The organism is Arthrobacter terricola, assembly GCF_004354015.1.
Lineage (GTDB): Bacteria > Actinomycetota > Actinomycetes > Actinomycetales > Micrococcaceae > Arthrobacter > Arthrobacter terricola.
On record NZ_SMRU01000008.1, the window covers coordinates 63,746 to 79,369 of the forward strand.

Here is a 15,624-nt window from a genome sequence, read left to right on the forward strand (position 1 = left end):
GCCCGGATTCGCCCTAGCCCGGGCGGTAATCAACCAAAAGGTTGATCCACGGGTCAACCAAGGCGCGCCGACGGATCCACCTCCTCCCCGATGCGGCGATTACGGCCGGCCGCGAGAGTTGGAACAAGACCACAAACCGAACCAAAGGACCTCCATGTTTCTCGCCGTGCGCGATATCCGCTTCGCCAAGGGCCGCTTTGCCCTCATGGGGAGCGTCGTCGCCCTGATCACGCTCCTCCTGGTCATGCTCTCCGGACTGACGGCCGGGCTCGGCAACCAATCGACCTCCGCCATCGCCGCCCTTCCGGCCCAACAGATCGTGTTCGGCGCACCGGCAGGCGGAGTGGCCAAGGCGTCCTATACGGAATCGGAGGTCTCAGGGGACCAGCTCGAAACCTGGCGAAATCGCCCCGGGATTGCTTCGGCCGAAGCACTTGGCATCACGCAGACGCGCTTACAGTCCCTCGACTCTTCCGGCAGCGCAGCGGGTACCGCCAATGTTGCCGTCTTCGGCGCCGACGGCGGCATCCCACCTGTTCATGTCGCAGACGGCGAAGTGGCGGTCGGGGAGTCCCTCGCACGGGAACTCTCACTGGTTGCCGGGAGCAAAGCAGCCGTCGGGGGCACCGTCCTAAACGTTTCCGCGATCGTCAAAGACGAGTGGTACTCGCACACCGGGGTAGTCTGGACGTCCCGCGCCACCTGGCAAAAGCTCGCGCATATTCCTTCCGGAGAATCTATTGGAACCGTCCTGGCGATAACGTTCGACGCCGGATCCTCCGTTGACGTCAACGCCGCCAACGCGGCCGCCGGCACGGTCAGCGCAACGCCGAGCGGATCGTTCCAAGCCCTCGGGTCCTACAAGAGCGAAAACGGCTCGCTCATGTTGATGCAGGCCTTCCTCTACGGCATCTCCGCCCTCGTCATTGTTGCCTTCCTGACCGTGTGGACTGTCCAGCGCACTCGCGACATCGCGGTGCTCAAGGCTATGGGCGCTTCATCCACATACATAATCCGGGACGCTCTGGTCCAGGCCGGAATTGTCCTCCTGGCGGGGGCGGGATTGGGCGGCGGAATAGGCGTGATCGGCGGCATCTTCGCTGCCCAAGCCGCCCCGTTCATGGTGAACGCACTGACGACGCTTGTGCCGATCGCCGGGATCGTGGCTTTGGGACTTGCCGGCGCGGCGCTTGCCGTCCGGGGTGTCATCCGGGTGGATCCGCTCATCGCCCTTGGCGGCAACTAAACCTGCATCACGCGTACGCTAAGAATTCCTTGAAAGGTATATAAATGATCCCGGCCCTGCATCTCGTCAACGTCACCCTCGAATATCCGGATGGGGAGTCCACACTGAAGGCCCTGGACGGAGTAAACCTGCGCGTAGATCCGGGGTCCTTCTGCGGTCTCGTAGGTCCTTCGGGTTCCGGAAAATCCTCACTACTGGCGGTCGCAGCCACCCTTGTGCGGCCCAGTTCCGGGATTGTCTCCATCGACGGCACGGATACAACGGGCCTCACGGACGCCGAGCTCACCTCCCTCCGTCGAGAAAAGATTGGCGTTGTCTTCCAGCAACCAAACCTCCTGCCGTCGCTGACCGCCGTCGAGCAGTTGATCATTAGCCATCACTTCAGCGGGAAGCCCGCCGCAGCGGCGCGCAGGCGTGCCGCGGAACTGCTCGACGTCGTCGGGCTCGGTCCGTCGCTCAACAAGCGACCACATCAGCTATCCGGGGGACAGCGCCAGCGGGTCAACATTGCCCGCGCACTCATGGGTCAACCGCGCGTGCTGCTCGTCGACGAACCCACCGCGGCCCTGGATCACGAGCGGAGCCAAGAGATCGTGCAACTGCTGCGTCGGGTGACGGACGAGTTCGAGACGGCCACCGTCATGGTCACGCACGACACCGAATTCCTGCCGCTCACCGATTCCGTTGCGACAATGCGCGATGGACGACTGAGCGTGCCAGCCTTGACTGAGGCTGGCATCAAGGGTTGAGAATCCCGGCGTCCTGGGCGTCGTCGTAGGCATCCCGGGCTTCGAGAATGCTTGGGACGTGGTCCTCGGCCCATTGGCGCAGCAAAGTAAGCGGTTCCAGGAGGGACGCGCCCAATTCACTCAACTCGTAGTCCACGCGCGGCGGCACTTGGGCGTAGACGGTTCGCGTGATGAGCCCGTCGCGCTCGAGGGTCCGCAGCGTTTGGGTCAAGACCTTGGGAGTGACCACATGGACCATCTTGCGAAGCTCGGAGAAGCGGACCGGCCCCGCAGCCAGGACCTGGACGACGAGCGAAGCCCACTTGTCTCCTATGCGCTGGAAGATGACCCGGGACGGGCAATCGGGATCCAGGATGTTTGCCGGCAGTGCATTGGTTTCCATGAGGTAACTAAGTTCCTTTGAAGCTATCAGTATCAAATAGATACCGTCTTGTATTACAAGGATAGCAACCCAAAGGAGAGTCATGAAAATCGCAGTTTACGGCGCAACGGGCATGGTCGGCAGCCAGATCGTCAACGAATCCCTCACCCGCGGCCACGAGGTCACCGCCATCTCCCGGAGCGGCGCTGAGATCGCCGGAACCACGTCCGTGGCAGCCAATCAGTCGGACGCTGCAACGTTCGCCCGGATCGCGAAAGAGCACGACGCCGTCATCCTCGCCACCGGGCCCAGCCGCACCGGCGGAGACCACGCGGAGTGGCTCGCCGCGATGGATACCGCCTACAGCAATGCCGAGGGCACGCGCCTCATGATCGTTGGCGGCGCCGGCACCTTGGAAATCGACGGTGTCCGTCTCCTCGACTCCCCCGAATTCCCCGAAGCGTACAAGGCAGAAGCCACCACGGCCGCTAAGGCGTTCGCCACCGTCAAGAACGCTCCCGATTCCCTGGACTGGACCGTCTTCGCCCCGGCTCCCCTCATCCAGCCGGGCGAACGCACAGGCAAGTACACCACCGCGAAGGACACCCCCGCCGGCAACAGCATCTCCAGCCAGGATTACGCCGTCGCCATGCTCGACGAAATCGAGTCCCCTGCCTACCGCCGCACCCGCTTCACGGCGGCGAACTAACCCCGCCCTACGCCCCCGGGCTGAGGAGTCAAGCCGAGCTCGGGTACCTCAAGGCCAAATATGTCCGTCAAGGCATATTTCGCGGCGTGGTATCCGGGCATTCCGGTCACTCCAGGCCCGGGCGGCGTAGATGAGGAGCACAAATACACGCCCGGAAGAGGCGTCCGCCATGGCACACCTGAAATCACTGGCCGCTGGATCAGTCCTCGGACGTCCAAGCGGCCCGCTCCGAAGTCGCCACCCCGGTAATTCGGGTTGTAATCGGCCAGGTCGTTTGCGGTAGTCGTCTTCCAGCCGACCACGACGTCCCGGAATCCGGGCGCGAATTCCTCAATCCGGGAGATCACGGCTTCAGCCATGTCAAAGTTCGAGCCCCTAGGCACGTGGCAATAGGTCCAGAGAATGTGGCGGCCGGCAGGGGCACGCCCGGGATCCACGATGGAAGGCTGGGCTGCGAGGACATAGGGCTTCTTCGGATGGCGCCCCGCGGCCACAAGATTTTCGGCTTCTGCCATGGCTGCCCGGGTGCCGCCGACGTGCACTGTCCCGGCGCGGTCCAGCCCCGGAGCAGCCCACGGGACTGGTCCTGAGAGGATGAAATCCACCTTGCACGCTGCATTCCCGAAACGGAATGTTTCCAGGGAGCGCTTGTACTGGTCGGGAAGAGCTGCTCCGGCAATGCGAACAAGCGCAGGGGGAGCGACGTCCAGCAGAATGGCCTTTGCCGGGCGCAACTGGTCCAGGGAGTCGATTGTCACCCCGGTCTCGATGATCCCGCCATGCGCTTCGATGTCCTTGGCCATGGCCTCTGCTATTGCCACAGATCCGCCCACCGGAATCGGCCACCCGCCGGCATGGGCAAGTGCGCTGAGCAGGAGTCCGGCGCCCGCGGCTGCAAGGGACGGAAGAGGTGACACTGTATGCGCCGCAACACCTGTCAGGAGGGCTGGCGCCTCCTCACCCTTGAATCGCCGGTTCCACCAAGGAGAACCCTGCTCAAGGGTTGCCAGCCCCAGCCGAAGCGCAGCAAAAGGATCTGCAGGGATCCGTAGGAGCTGGTTCTGGGAAACATCGAGGATTCCCTCCAAACGTTCCACCAGCGGCCCCATGAGGCGCGAGAAGGCAGCCCCGTCCGGCCCAAGCTCTGCCGCAGTCTGTTCAAGCGAGCGGTAAGCGAGGGCCGACCGGCCGCCGTCGAGAGGTGTCCCGTACTGCACCTCCGGCAGGCTAAGCTCGACGCGCCGTTCGAGTTCAAAATCGCGGAAAAAGCGCGACGCGAGAGCCATCGGGTGGACGGCCGAGCAGACATCGTAGAGATGGCCCGGTTCGAGCAATTCGGCGGTGCGCGTTCCCCCGCCGATGGTGGAGGCGGCCTCGTACACGCGAACCATGAGTCCCGCGCGGGCCATGACAACCGCGGCCGCGAGGCCGTTCGGACCGGAGCCGACGACGGCGACATCAGCCATCGCGATTTTCCTCGCCTTGGGTGGCGCTCACGGTCGGTCGCCACGGCAATACCGACGTCGACGGATTCGCGAGATCCACGCGAAGCCAATCCACGGTGCCATCGAATCCACCGCCATGCGGATCGTCCACGCCTTGGCTCCGGATCGGATCCATGTCCGGTTCCCAAATGTCCCAAGCAACCCGCAACATCAAATATGCCGTTGCAGCCATATGTAGCAGGACGGCCATGACGTAATACGGCATATCTATATTGTTTTGCGCCGGTCCATTGCTGGTGGTTTGCCCCAAGTACATCCACGTCGCAGTCCAGTGCAGCGCTTCGGCGGCCTGCCACAGAAGGAAGTCCCGCCAGCGCGGCCGCGCCAAGGCGAGCAGGGGAATGAGCCACAACACGTATTGGGGTGAATAGACCTTGTTGCTCAGGATGAACGCAGCCACAACCAGGAACGTCAACTGGGCGAGCCTCGGGCGTCGCGGCGCGGTCATGGCCAAAACAGCAATCAAGATGCATGCCACAAGGAACATATTCATTGCCAGGGCATTGACGGCCTCTGGACTCAGGGACGTTAGGCGGAGCCGGTCCGCTACGAGGTTGTACGAGAACCACAACGATCCATAGCCGGCCGGACGGTCCTGCGTGAAATCAAAGAAGTATCGCCAACCGCCGGGGTTTATGGCCGCAATAGGGACGTTCACGGCCAGCCAGGAAACAACGGCCGAAATCGTGGTGACGAAGAAGATCCGGAGCCTGCCGCTGCGCAAGGCCAACAATAAGACCGCGCCAAGGAACAGCACCGGGTATAGCTTGGTTGCCGTACCGAGGCCTATGAATATTCCGGCAAGGACCAGCTGCTCTTTCGCGAAGAAGTACATTGCCACAGCCAGGAACGCTACGGCCCACATGTCCCAATTGATGACCCCGGCCAACACGATTCCGGGGGCCAGGGCAACCATTGCCGCGTCCCAGGGCCGGCCTCGATTGATCCGTGCCATGGCTAACACCACCACGATCCACAGGGCCGCGATGAAGGTCGCGTTCACATCGAAATAGCCGACGATCCGTTCGCTGCTTGCACCATGGCCGGGAACCAGCCACGCAGTGAGGCCGGCAATCAGTCCTGTGATGACCGGATATTCAAAGGAGACCTGTTGGTCGAAGAACGGGAACTGGCCATTGGCAAGTCCGCGGGTTGCGAAGAGGTCGGGGAAGTCCGAATAGCAGGTGGCGTAAAATTCTTGGGGACTGTGCCAGCCATTGACGCGGCAGTACCCCTTGATCAGGATCGACAGCAGCGCGGCAACGATTGTGAGGATCACCAGCACCCGTTCCACTGTGAAGAGGCCGGGGGAGACAGACCCGGGGGAGGAATGCCCTCCCAGCGGGCCACCGATCAGCTCCGTGAACTTGCCGAGCAAGGAGTCACTTCGGCTCGGGACAACGAAGCGCGGCCGCTTCTGCTGGATCTGTGGCTTCGTCTCCTGCATGAATTCGAGCTTAGCGTCAAAGCTCAACCGGGGTGTCGCCCGCCAGCCCCGCCGCGCAACCCTGCCCCGCACTCATTAAAAGGCGGAAGCCCACGCGCAGCCGCGTGGGCTTCCGAGGCGAATGTTCCGATGTCTGCCATCAGTCCCTCCTCTTGTGTTGGGGTCAAGGGTGGGGGCGTTCAGCGGATGATGCCCATCTGGTGCAGGACTACGAAGACGTCTTCCCTGCGCTGGTCCAGCAACTGTCCGTTGAACAGTGTCCGGTCTTTCTCGACGGGCCTGCCGTTGAACACCAACAGGTCTTTGAGGCGCTTGGCCAAGATTTCACCCCCTTCCTGGTTGAAGAAATTGCCGGAATTTAGGCATGACAAATAAGCCCCGAAATTTCGAAAGGCAAAATAGGGCATGAAAATGCCCGGCAATTAATGGCTGATTAAGCGGATTTCACGAAAGAGGCGGAAAACACCGGAGCATAAGGCATCTGCCGTCCATGAGGCAGACGTCCCCAACAAGAAGCTGGTTCCGAACTATGAGGAAGCTACGCACCGCATCAATTGCGTGAAACCGCTCAGTGAAAGGCGACTGGAGCGCCCGAGGGCGTGTCGTTCCGCCCCTTCACAGAAGGGGCGGAAGCACAATTCGGGAAACGCTAGGCCTGAAAACGGCGTCGAGCAGCGAAGGCCGGGGTGCCAGCAATGGTCATCTTCCATCCGCTAGTCAAAGTAATCATTTTCCCAACCTCCTTTTCTGCTTGGACGCGTTCCCCTATATCTCGGGGAACAGGAATAAAGCTACACCATGAATCGCGGTTTTGACCAGCAAATTACGGCGAATTTAGAAATTAATTTCCTCAGAGTCCCCAACGAAGAACAACGGGAGTCCGTTTGTCCCATCCCAGGGTGCAGACTTTGGCCGTTCCCAGGAGGAAGTGCTGACCCTCGATGGCATCCAATTCAAGCCAGCGGGCCGTGAGCACACGGGAGAAGTGGCCGTGGGCCACAATCAGTACGTTATCCATTTCGGATTCGCGGACGCGGGCGATGATCTTGTCCGCCCGGGCTGCCACGGACTCAAGGGTCTCCCCGTTGGGGACGCCGTCTGTCCAGATGCGGTAGTTCGGGTTGTCCTTGCGGATCAAGTCGGAGCTGATGCCTTCATAGTCGCCGTAATCCCATTCCACAGCCAACGGTTCGTGGACGGCATCGGGAAAGCCGGCGAGTTCCGCGGTGCGCCGGGCGCGCCGCAGCGGAGAGGTCAGGACGAGATCGAAATCGATGCCCTCAAGGACTTTCCGTGCTTCCACGGCCTGCTGTTCGCCCTCCACGGTCAGCGGAAGGTCGGTCAGTCCCGTGTATTGACCGCTCTTGGACCATTCGGTCTCGCCATGGCGCATAATCCAGAGCTGTGGCCGTGCGTGCGTGCTTGGAAGGTTCACCTAGGACTCCTCTGGTTCGGGGGAGCCGCCAGTGGCGTCGGCGGCCGGTTCGGTTGAAAGTTCGACGGCGGTCTCGGCTTGCGCTGCCCACCACGCCAAGAGCTTCGACTCGGCGTCCTCGCGGGACAGCGGACCGTGCTCCATGCGTTCTTCGAGCAGAAACTTGTAGGCCTGGCCAACCACGGGCCCAGGCTTGAGGCCCAGCAATGCCATAATCTGGGCGCCGTCCAAATCGGGTCGGATGGCGTTGAGCGATTCCTGTTCGGCCAACGCGGCTATCCGTTGCTCAAGGTCATCGTAGGCAAAGGAAAGCCGCTCGGCTTTGCGCTGGTTGCGCGTGGTGACATCGGACCGGGTCAGCCTGTGGAGGCGTTCCAGCAGGGGACCGGCATCCGTTACGTAGCGGCGGACAGCGGAGTCGGTCCAGCCTGCGTCTCCGTATCCGTAGAAACGCATGTGCAATTCCACGAGCCGGGCCACGGCCTTGATGGTGTCGTTATCGAAGCGCAAGGCCTTCATGCGTTTTGCGGTCAGTTTCGAACCCACCATGTCGTGGTGGCGGAAGCTCACCGCACCGCCCGGTTCGAATCGGCGCGTCGCCGGCTTCCCGACGTCGTGCATCAACGCGGCGAAACGCAACACGAAATCCGGACCTGGTACCGGACCATCCGGACCGGTCTCCAGCGACGCCGCCTGCTCCAGGACCTGCAGGGAATGCTGGTAGACGTCCTTGTGCCGGTGGTGTTCATCGGATTCAAGGCGAAGCGCGGAAACCTCAGGCAGGACGAATTCAGCCAAGCCCGTGTCCACCAGGAGGTCGATGCCGGCCCTCGGGTGTGCGCCATTGATGAGCTTGACGAGTTCTTCCCGCACGCGTTCGGCCGAAATGATCTTGATCCTCTCCGCCATTTCGGACATAGCGAGCCGAACGTCGTCGTGCACTGCGACGCCGAGCTGCGCGGCGAAGCGCGCCGCGCGCATCATGCGGAGGGGATCGTCCGAGAAGGAGGCCTCCGGGGCTCCGGGGGTCGCCAGGACGGCCGCGTGGAGATCCCGCACGCCGCCAAAGGGATCGACCAGTTCGAGGGTCGGCAGCCGGAGTGCCATCGCGTTGATTGTGAAGTCGCGGCGGAGGAGGTCGTCCATGAGCGAGGAGCCGAAGGCCACAACGGGTTTGCGCGAATCGTCGTCGTAGGCTTCCGCGCGATAGGTGGTGATCTCGATCTGGAAGCCTGACTTCTTCATCCCGATGGTTCCGAAGGCGCGGCCGATCTCCCAATAGTTGTCGGCCCACCTCTTGATGACGGAGAGCGTCTGGTCCGGAGTGGCGTCCGTGGTGAAATCGAGGTCGGGGGAGACGCGTCCAAGGAAGAGGTCCCGGACCGGACCACCGACGAGTGACAGTTCGAATCCGGCGTCCACGAACCGCTGACCGAGGTCCAAGACCACCGGGTCCATCTGGAAATTGACCGAAGAACTGTCCAATACTTGCGCCATAGTTCCTTAAGCTTGTCAGATTTCAGGGCGCCATCACACCGGATCCTCGTCATGACGACGATCACAGCACCGGGATCACGCCAACACGCCATTCGCAGGTCACCCTGAGTCCATGTCCCGGTCATCACCAACGGGCAAGAGTCGTTAGAGTGGACTTCATGGCCAACCCGATTCCGAGTGCTCCTGGCAGGAGGACGAACGCACCGTTGCCGTCGGCAATCGGTGCCCACGTCGCGCCCGCTCCGCACCCGGTACAGGCCGCGCTGCCCACGGTTGAAGAGGTCTCCGCCGGCGGCGTCGTAGTGGACACGTCCGACGGCGAATTGAGGGTTGCGATCATCGCGCGCCTTAATAGGGGTGGCCGGCTCGAGTGGTGCCTGCCGAAGGGTCATCCCGAGGGCAAGGAAAACAACGAGGAAGCCGCGGTTCGGGAAATCGCCGAAGAAACCGGAATCGAAGGCAATGTCCTGGCACCCCTTGGCAGTATCGACTATTGGTTCACCGTAAGCGGGCATCGCGTCCACAAAACCGTGCACCATTTCCTGCTGCAGGCAACGGGCGGGAAGCTGACCATCGAGAACGATCCCGACCAAGAAGCGATCGACGCAGCGTGGGTTCCACTCCAGGACCTGGCCCGCAAGTTGTCCTTCCCTAATGAACGCCGCATCGCCGATCTCGCCCGAGAAGTCCTGCCCGAACACCTCTGACGCGTCCCCGGCCATCGCCTTGACGCAACAGAAGGCCCTGCTCATGGGACGATAATGACAATGTCTGCCGCCAAATCAACCCAGCCAGCCCCGTCCGGAGAGGCCCGTTCCAGCGCCGTCATGGCCGCGGGAACGCTCGTCTCCCGGTTCCTCGGCTTCGCCAAGACCTGGATGCTCGGCACTGCCCTGGGCTTGGGATCGACCGTCAATGACACGTTCATCAATGCCAACAACCTGCCTAACCTGATCTTCCTGCTCGTTGCCGGCGGTGTGTTCAACGCTGTCCTCGTGCCGCAGATCATCAAGGCCAGCAAGGGACCGGACCGCGGCGCGGACTACATCAGCCGGCTCCTGACCTTGGCTGTCATCGTCCTCTTGGCGCTGACGGCCCTCGTCACGATCGCGGCGCCGATCGTCATCGACCTCACCACGCAGGACTATTCGCCGCAGCAGAAATTCCTGGCCGTCACGTTCGCGTTCTATTGCCTGCCGCAGATCTTCTTTTACGGCCTCTACGCCCTCCTGACCCAGGTGCTCAACGCAAATGGTGCTTTCGGCCCGGCCATGTGGGCGCCGATCCTGAACAACGTGGTGGCGATCGTCGGCCTGGGCATGTTCATCTGGATCCTCGGCGCCAACAACACCAACCCCCACACTTTGGACAACTGGGGGCCGTTCCAGACCTTCCTGGTGGCCGGCTTCTCGACGATCGGCGTCGTCGCCCAAACGGCGATCCTCCTCGTCCCGGTGCTGCGGCTGCGGCTCGGCCTCCGGCCGCGTTTCGGGTGGAGGGGCGTGGGACTGGGCCAGGCCGCAAAGCTGAGCGCTTGGACGCTCATGACTGCCGCCGTCGGGCAACTCGCGTTCCTCTATGTCATGAGGATCGCCACCATTCCCGGCTCCGAGCGGCTCCGCCTCGCGCAGGCGCAGGACCCGGCCGCTGCCAGCCTCCCCGGTAACGCGGTCCTCGAAGTCGCCAGCCAGCTCTACTTGCTGCCGCACTCCATCATCGCGTTGTCGCTCGCTACGGTCCTGTTCAACCGGATGGCCCGTGCTTCCCAGGCCGGGAACAAAGCCGAACTCCGCGAGGCGCTTTCCCACGGCCTGCGGACGATGGCCGTTGCGACAGTTTTCGGCGCGCTTGCGCTTTTCGCCCTGGCGGGACCAATGGGCATGTTCTTCTCGGGCGGCAAGCCCCAGGACGGCGTCATGCTGGCCCAGACGCTCACGATCCTCGCCCTGAGCACCCCGTTCATGAGCGCCAACTTCATGATGTCCCGCGTTTTCTACGCCAACGAGGACGCGCGCACTCCGTTCTACATCCAGCTCATGCTTGCCCTCTTGAACGTCGTGGGCGCCTTCATCATCCAGTTCCTCCCGGTGAACAAGATCATCTTCGCGATCGCCGTCCTGTACACGCTTGGCAACATCCTTTCGGTGGTCATCAGTGTCTGGTTCCTCCGTCGCCTCCTCGGCCACGTGGACGGGCCCCGGATCGCGAATTCCTACATCCGTATGGGCTACGCGGCCCTCGGTTCCGCGATTGCCGGCGCCTTGGCCCTGTGGCTCCTTGGCAGTTACAACGCCAACGGTTTCGCCTGGAGCAGCCGGCTCGCCGCTTTGGTGACCTTGGTCGTCGTCGGGCCTGTCATGCTTGTGGCCTATCTCTTGCTCCTGCGCGTCTTCCACGTCACCGAGTTGCGCGACCTTTTGAGGCCGCTGCTCGGCCGGCTGAGTCGCGGCGCGGCGCCGGCGCCCGCCGCTGCCGGAAGCCAGCCGACGACGGCGGCACGCGCCACAGTGTCCGATGACACCGGCCTCATTCCGCGTATCTCGGGCGAGTTCGACGCCGCGTCGTTCCGCGCCGGACCCGCCTTGGAGACCGTTCCGGCCGACGACGGATCGTGGGACGTCGCGCACGCGCAGGGCGGCGGCGACAGCCACGGATCGGTGGATGCCTGGTCCGACGTCGAAAAGACGTACCTGCCGGACGAAGAGCTTCCCAGCACCGCGAAGGGCAGCGCTAGCCGGCCGGGCATCCCGTTGCCGGGCCGCAGGACCTATCAGGGCACGCTGGGAAACAACCCGTATTTCCGTGGCGGAAGCCGCAGAAAAAGATGAGGTGTCCGCGCAAACCGGGGGTCGGAACGGCCCTATCCGATAGGATCAGAAAGTAATACAGGTAGTTGCAGACCACGGGTCACCCGGCTGGCCGGATCCCGTATACAGGACCCGCAGCTTCCGGACAGTCTAGGAGGAACCCGTGTCCCACCCGATCGATGTCGGATCAGTACTTGGTGGCCGCTACAAAGTCACAGCCAATGTGCTGACTTCGCACGACCAAGATCTGGTGCTCGATGGCGTGGACCAGGTCCTCAACAGGCCCGTCAGCATCCTTGTGGCAGGCCCGGGAAACGCCGACCAGGTGGCCCAGAGCGCCCGTGAGGTGGCTACAGGCGAACGGCCCGGCCACGTCCAGATCCTCGATCTGGGCGTGAGCGACAGCACCACGTACCTCATCACCAACCACAGCAGCGCTCCAGACCTCCTGGACCTCGTTGTGGCCACCCACCAGCCGTACGTGGAACCGTTCTTCACGGACACGCTGGGCAGCGAGATCTTCGGGCACGCCCGTTCACATGAACCCGAAACCTACGACGGCTTGTATGACGAAGACGAGCACGAGGCCGAGTACATCACCTACGACGATTCCCACGTCGAGGACGAACCCCCTGCTCCCGCGCCCGCGCGCGACCCCCACCGCCCGGTGGTTCCTCCCATGCCGCCGGCGCGTCCGACGTCGTCACCCGGTATTGGTTCCCGCCTCGCCGCTGCTGCCGCGGGGGCCGGGGCTGCCGCCGCCGCTGCTGCTGCGGCTGTGAAGGGCACAGGCAAATCAAACGCCGAGGATGAGCAGGCTTCGTCGCCAGCTGCGAACGCGTCCGCGAACGCGCCTACGCAAGCTTCTCCCCGGGTTCCGGCAGAGCCCGCGTCCCGCCAAGAGCCGAGCAACACGGCACCTCAGCAGATTCAAGACGGACCGGCGACGCAGGCGGTCAAGGCATCTCCGGTGGTTCCGCCGTCTTCGCGGCCCGCTGAGCAGACCCACGAGGCCGCGGCGAACGCCGGATACGGTGCTCCCCAGGAGTCCAAGGTCTCGCTCTGGTCCGAAGAAGACTATGGCTTTGTCAACGAAGAGGCTGCGCACAGTGGCGCGACCGGAGGCGCGGTTGGCGGATACAGCCGGAACGCCTCGAACTTTCCGAGCACTGCCCGTACGCAGGCGGACCCCCTCGACGAGGACGAATACTACGACGAAGAGCCCGTCCGTGAACCAAAGTCTTTCCGCTGGCTCGTGGGTGGCGTTCTGGCCGCGGTTCTCATCGTTGGTTTGATTTTGGCCGTGACCAACCTCGGCAACCTCATCCCCGGGGGAGCGCCCGCGGCCAAGCAAACCGTAGCGGGTCCACAAACAGATTCCGCGCCGCCGAGCAGCACCACATCGTCAGCTCCCGTCGCCGCTCCGCCTGTCATCGACACGGTTACCCGCTTGGGTAACTTCGACTTCGCCGCTACCTATGACAAGGACCTGGTCAAGGCTTACGACGGCAATACCGCGAGCTATTGGTCAGACATGGAGTTCGCCACCCCTGACTGGGGCGGACTCGCGCCCGATGGCGTTTCCCTCCTCGTCAAACTCAAGTCAGCTGCCCAGGTCAAGTCCGTCACCCTGAATCAGTTGGGTGCTTCTGGTGGAAACATCAGCGTCTACACCAGCAATCAACCGTCATTGGATGGAGCACAGTTGGTGGGAACGAACAGCTTCACCTCGCAGGAACTCACCATGCCATTGAGCACTCCGGTCAACGCCCAGTACGTCATCATTTCCATCAAGGCCTTGCCCAAACTGACCGCGCCCAAGACGCGTTACGGTTACGGACTGCGCCTTGCTGAGATCACGGTTCAATAGTTACCTATCGTCAACTCGGGTAACGGAGCCTTCCTCCTGCGATGCCCTGCGCCGCCAGAAGGTACCCTGAATGGTGGTGGATATTAGGGTCCCCGGAAACGCCGGAATATTCGACGCCGCCATGGGGTTGTGCCATGTGGCCGGCCGCGACAATCCGGTGCATCGACTAAGGAAGAGGTTCACCCAACAGTGAGCAACGCAGAAAACACCGCGTCCCAGGTACGTGATGTCATTATCGTAGGCTCCGGGCCTGCCGGTTACACGGCCGCTGTCTACACGGCACGCGCCAACATGAACCCGCTGCTCATCGCCGGTTCCGTGACTGCCGGTGGCGAACTGATGAACACTACGGATGTCGAAAACTTCCCGGGGTTCCCCGAAGGCATCATGGGACCGGATCTCATGGAGAACTTCGAAAAGCAGGCGGCGCGCTTCGGAACCGAGATCCAGTTCGAGGACGTCACCAGCCTCGACCTCGAGGGCGATATCAAGACCGTCACCATCGCGACGGGGGAGACTTTCAAGGCACGCGCTGTGATTCTCTCGACCGGGTCTGCTTACCGCGAGCTCGGCCTGGCAAACGAGAAGCGTCTTTCTGGCCACGGCGTGAGCTGGTGTGCAACCTGCGATGGTTTCTTCTTCAAGGACCAGGACATCGCGGTAATTGGTGGCGGTGACTCAGCCATGGAAGAAGCACTGTTCCTCACCAAGTTCGCCAAGTCCGTAACGGTCGTCCACCGACGCGACACCCTGAAGGCTTCCAAGATCATGGGCGATCGTGCCCAAGCCCACGAGAAGATCAACTTCGTCTGGAACTCGGCAGTCGAGGACGTCATCGGCGGGGACAAGGTGACAGGTCTTAAGCTCAAGAACCTGGTTGATGGATCAGTCTCTGAACTGGCTGTCACTGGAGTCTTTGTGGCCATCGGAAATGATCCCCGCACTGATCTTGTGAAGGACAAGCTGGAACTGACTGCGGAAGGCACCATTGCAGTCCAGGGCCGGAGTTCCAAGACGAGCATCGAGGGCGTTTTCGCTGCCGGCGATGTTGTCGATCCGACTTACCGTCAGGCCATCACCGCAGCCGGTTCGGGATGCGTCGCGGCTTTGGACGTTGAACACTACCTCGCAGACTTGCACGCCTGATCGGCAAAATCGCCATCCATTCGAAGGGAAAGAACTATGAGCAACGCTAAAGACGTAACCGACGCCAGTTTCAGCACCGACGTCCTGGCCGCTGAGAAGCCGGTCATCGTGGACTTTTGGGCAGAGTGGTGCGGCCCGTGCCGCAAGCTGGGTCCCATCCTGGACGAAATCTCCGTCGAGTACGGTGACAAGGTGGACGTCGTGAAACTGAATGTCGACGACAACCCTGCAATCGCCGCCGAATACGGCATCACGTCGATTCCTGCTGTCTATCTGTTCAGCGGGGGAGAAGTGAAGAGCACCGTGATCGGCGCGAAGCCGAAGCAGTTCTTCGAGAAGGAATTCGAGTCGGTCCTTTCCTAAGGAAAGACGAGTGCCTCTCGCTTGAATTCGCGGGCGGTCCTTCGTGACTCTCAGCCGGTGGTCGCTGCACCTGAAGCAGTGGCCACCGGCTTTCTCGTTTTCCGGCTGGTCTTTGTTTGGGCATCATCGAGCTTGCTGCGAGATTGAGAGCAGGCTTGCTGTGAAGGCCGTCGGCAGTGGGGCGATGTTTCACGTGAAACGGGCACGCGTGTGTTTCACGTGAAACACTATCCGGGGGTCGATACCGGCGACGAGACTGGAGCCGGCGGCGAACGCTTCTGTGGCTTCTAGCCTCCAACAGGAGAATCGCCCCCGTTGTATTGGCGATCGGGCATCGACTCAATGGTCTCATTTCCCTGACTTCTTTCCCGGTGGTTGCGTCTCTGGGGGATGTCAGAACGTAGGCTCACGCGGAGATGGCGTGGCCAGTGCATTGCGAGAAATACCATCGTTGCTACGACATTCAATCCGCCAGAATGCGTTCGTATG

14 protein-coding genes are annotated in these 15,624 nt (G+C 62.2%); 8 read left to right on the forward strand and 6 right to left on the reverse strand.

All coding sequences use genetic code 11. From position 1 onward, the window contains the following. The first annotated feature begins 154 nt into the window (after positions 1-154). Both E1809_RS08310 and E1809_RS08315 read left to right on the forward strand, forming a co-directional pair. Positions 155-1,246 (forward strand): FtsX-like permease family protein, encoded by a 1,092-nt coding sequence (locus E1809_RS08310; protein ID WP_133203761.1) that lies wholly within the window; start codon positions 155-157, stop codon positions 1,244-1,246. Positions 1,247-1,290: 44 nt separating this feature from the next. Then, positions 1,291-1,995, forward strand: coding sequence for an ABC transporter ATP-binding protein (locus tag E1809_RS08315; protein WP_205754139.1), 705 nt, complete (start codon positions 1,291-1,293; stop codon positions 1,993-1,995). On the opposite strand, the gene E1809_RS08320 is transcribed toward E1809_RS08315, so the two are convergent. Continuing rightward, a complete protein-coding gene (locus tag E1809_RS08320; protein ID WP_133203762.1) occupies positions 1,985-2,377 on the reverse strand; it encodes a winged helix-turn-helix transcriptional regulator in 393 nt (130 codons plus the stop codon). The two genes, E1809_RS08315 and E1809_RS08320, sit on opposite strands and share 11 nt — an antisense overlap. An 82-nt stretch (positions 2,378-2,459) precedes the next feature. Between E1809_RS08320 and E1809_RS08325 the strand changes: the two genes are divergently transcribed. After that, positions 2,460-3,065 (forward strand): NAD(P)-dependent oxidoreductase, encoded by a 606-nt coding sequence (locus E1809_RS08325; RefSeq protein WP_133203763.1) that lies wholly within the window; start codon positions 2,460-2,462, stop codon positions 3,063-3,065. Here the strand turns inward: E1809_RS08325 and E1809_RS08330 are convergent. The 5 genes from E1809_RS08330 to E1809_RS08345 form a co-directional block, all read right to left on the reverse strand. After that, positions 3,062-4,531 carry a phytoene desaturase family protein gene (locus E1809_RS08330; RefSeq protein WP_133203764.1) on the reverse strand — a complete coding sequence of 490 codons (1,470 nt, stop codon included), beginning with the start codon at positions 4,529-4,531 and terminating at the stop codon, positions 3,062-3,064. The genes E1809_RS08325 and E1809_RS08330 overlap by 4 nt on opposite strands. Continuing rightward, on the reverse strand, positions 4,524-6,017 hold the full coding sequence (locus E1809_RS08335) for a glycosyltransferase family 87 protein (RefSeq protein WP_133203765.1): 1,494 nt from the start codon (positions 6,015-6,017) through the stop codon (positions 4,524-4,526). The genes E1809_RS08330 and E1809_RS08335 overlap by 8 nt, the downstream gene beginning before the upstream one ends. Positions 6,018-6,196: 179 nt before the next feature. Then, entirely contained in the window at positions 6,197-6,337 is a 141-nt protein-coding gene (locus tag E1809_RS26610; RefSeq protein ID WP_165962254.1) for a hypothetical protein, read from the reverse strand. 530 nt (positions 6,338-6,867) lie between these two features. Beyond that, the gene (locus E1809_RS08340; protein WP_133203864.1) at positions 6,868-7,410 is read right to left on the reverse strand and encodes a histidine phosphatase family protein; all 543 of its coding nucleotides are present in this window, start codon (positions 7,408-7,410) and stop codon (positions 6,868-6,870) included. A gap of 42 nt (positions 7,411-7,452) precedes the next feature. Beyond that, a complete protein-coding gene (locus tag E1809_RS08345) occupies positions 7,453-8,949 on the reverse strand; it encodes a CCA tRNA nucleotidyltransferase (RefSeq protein ID WP_133203766.1) in 1,497 nt (498 codons plus the stop codon). 206 nt (positions 8,950-9,155) lie between these two features. On the opposite strand from E1809_RS08345, the gene E1809_RS08350 reads away from it, so the two are divergent. The 5 genes from E1809_RS08350 to trxA all read left to right on the forward strand — a co-directional run bounded on the left by E1809_RS08350 (position 9,156) and on the right by trxA (position 15,135). After that, the gene (locus E1809_RS08350) at positions 9,156-9,656 is read left to right on the forward strand and encodes an NUDIX hydrolase (protein ID WP_133203865.1); all 501 of its coding nucleotides are present in this window, start codon (positions 9,156-9,158) and stop codon (positions 9,654-9,656) included. Positions 9,657-9,716: 60 nt separating this feature from the next. Next, the gene (murJ, locus tag E1809_RS08355; protein ID WP_133203767.1) at positions 9,717-11,777 is read left to right on the forward strand and encodes a murein biosynthesis integral membrane protein MurJ; all 2,061 of its coding nucleotides are present in this window, start codon (positions 9,717-9,719) and stop codon (positions 11,775-11,777) included. Between the two features lie 142 nt (positions 11,778-11,919). Continuing rightward, complete coding sequence (locus E1809_RS08360; protein ID WP_133203768.1) at positions 11,920-13,626, forward strand: ABC transporter substrate-binding protein; 1,707 nt, start codon at positions 11,920-11,922, stop codon at positions 13,624-13,626. A 189-nt stretch (positions 13,627-13,815) separates the two neighbouring features. Further along, positions 13,816-14,772, forward strand: a complete 957-nt coding sequence (gene trxB, locus E1809_RS08365) for a thioredoxin-disulfide reductase (RefSeq protein ID WP_133203769.1) — start codon at positions 13,816-13,818, stop codon at positions 14,770-14,772. A 36-nt stretch (positions 14,773-14,808) separates the two neighbouring features. Then, positions 14,809-15,135, forward strand: a complete 327-nt coding sequence (gene trxA / locus E1809_RS08370; RefSeq protein WP_133203770.1) for a thioredoxin — start codon at positions 14,809-14,811, stop codon at positions 15,133-15,135. Positions 15,136-15,624: the final 489 nt, after the last annotated feature.

Excerpts from the sequence above, each read along its gene's own strand:
- E1809_RS08310 (WP_133203761.1), top strand. The coding sequence starts at position 155 with ATGTTTCTCGCCGTGCGCGATATCCGCTTCGCCAAGGGCCGCTTTGCC.
- E1809_RS08315 (WP_205754139.1), top strand. The coding sequence starts at position 1,291 with ATGATCCCGGCCCTGCATCTCGTCAACGTCACCCTCGAATATCCGGAT.
- E1809_RS08320 (WP_133203762.1), bottom strand. The coding sequence starts at position 2,377 with ATGGAAACCAATGCACTGCCGGCAAACATCCTGGATCCCGATTGCCCG.
- E1809_RS08325 (WP_133203763.1), top strand. The coding sequence starts at position 2,460 with ATGAAAATCGCAGTTTACGGCGCAACGGGCATGGTCGGCAGCCAGATC.
- E1809_RS08330 (WP_133203764.1), bottom strand. The coding sequence starts at position 4,531 with ATGGCTGATGTCGCCGTCGTCGGCTCCGGTCCGAACGGCCTCGCGGCC.
- E1809_RS08335 (WP_133203765.1), bottom strand. The coding sequence starts at position 6,017 with ATGCAGGAGACGAAGCCACAGATCCAGCAGAAGCGGCCGCGCTTCGTT.
- E1809_RS08340 (WP_133203864.1), bottom strand. The coding sequence starts at position 7,410 with ATGCGCCATGGCGAGACCGAATGGTCCAAGAGCGGTCAATACACGGGA.
- E1809_RS08345 (WP_133203766.1), bottom strand. The coding sequence starts at position 8,949 with ATGGCGCAAGTATTGGACAGTTCTTCGGTCAATTTCCAGATGGACCCG.
- murJ (WP_133203767.1), top strand. The coding sequence starts at position 9,717 with ATGTCTGCCGCCAAATCAACCCAGCCAGCCCCGTCCGGAGAGGCCCGT.
- trxA (WP_133203770.1), top strand. The coding sequence starts at position 14,809 with ATGAGCAACGCTAAAGACGTAACCGACGCCAGTTTCAGCACCGACGTC.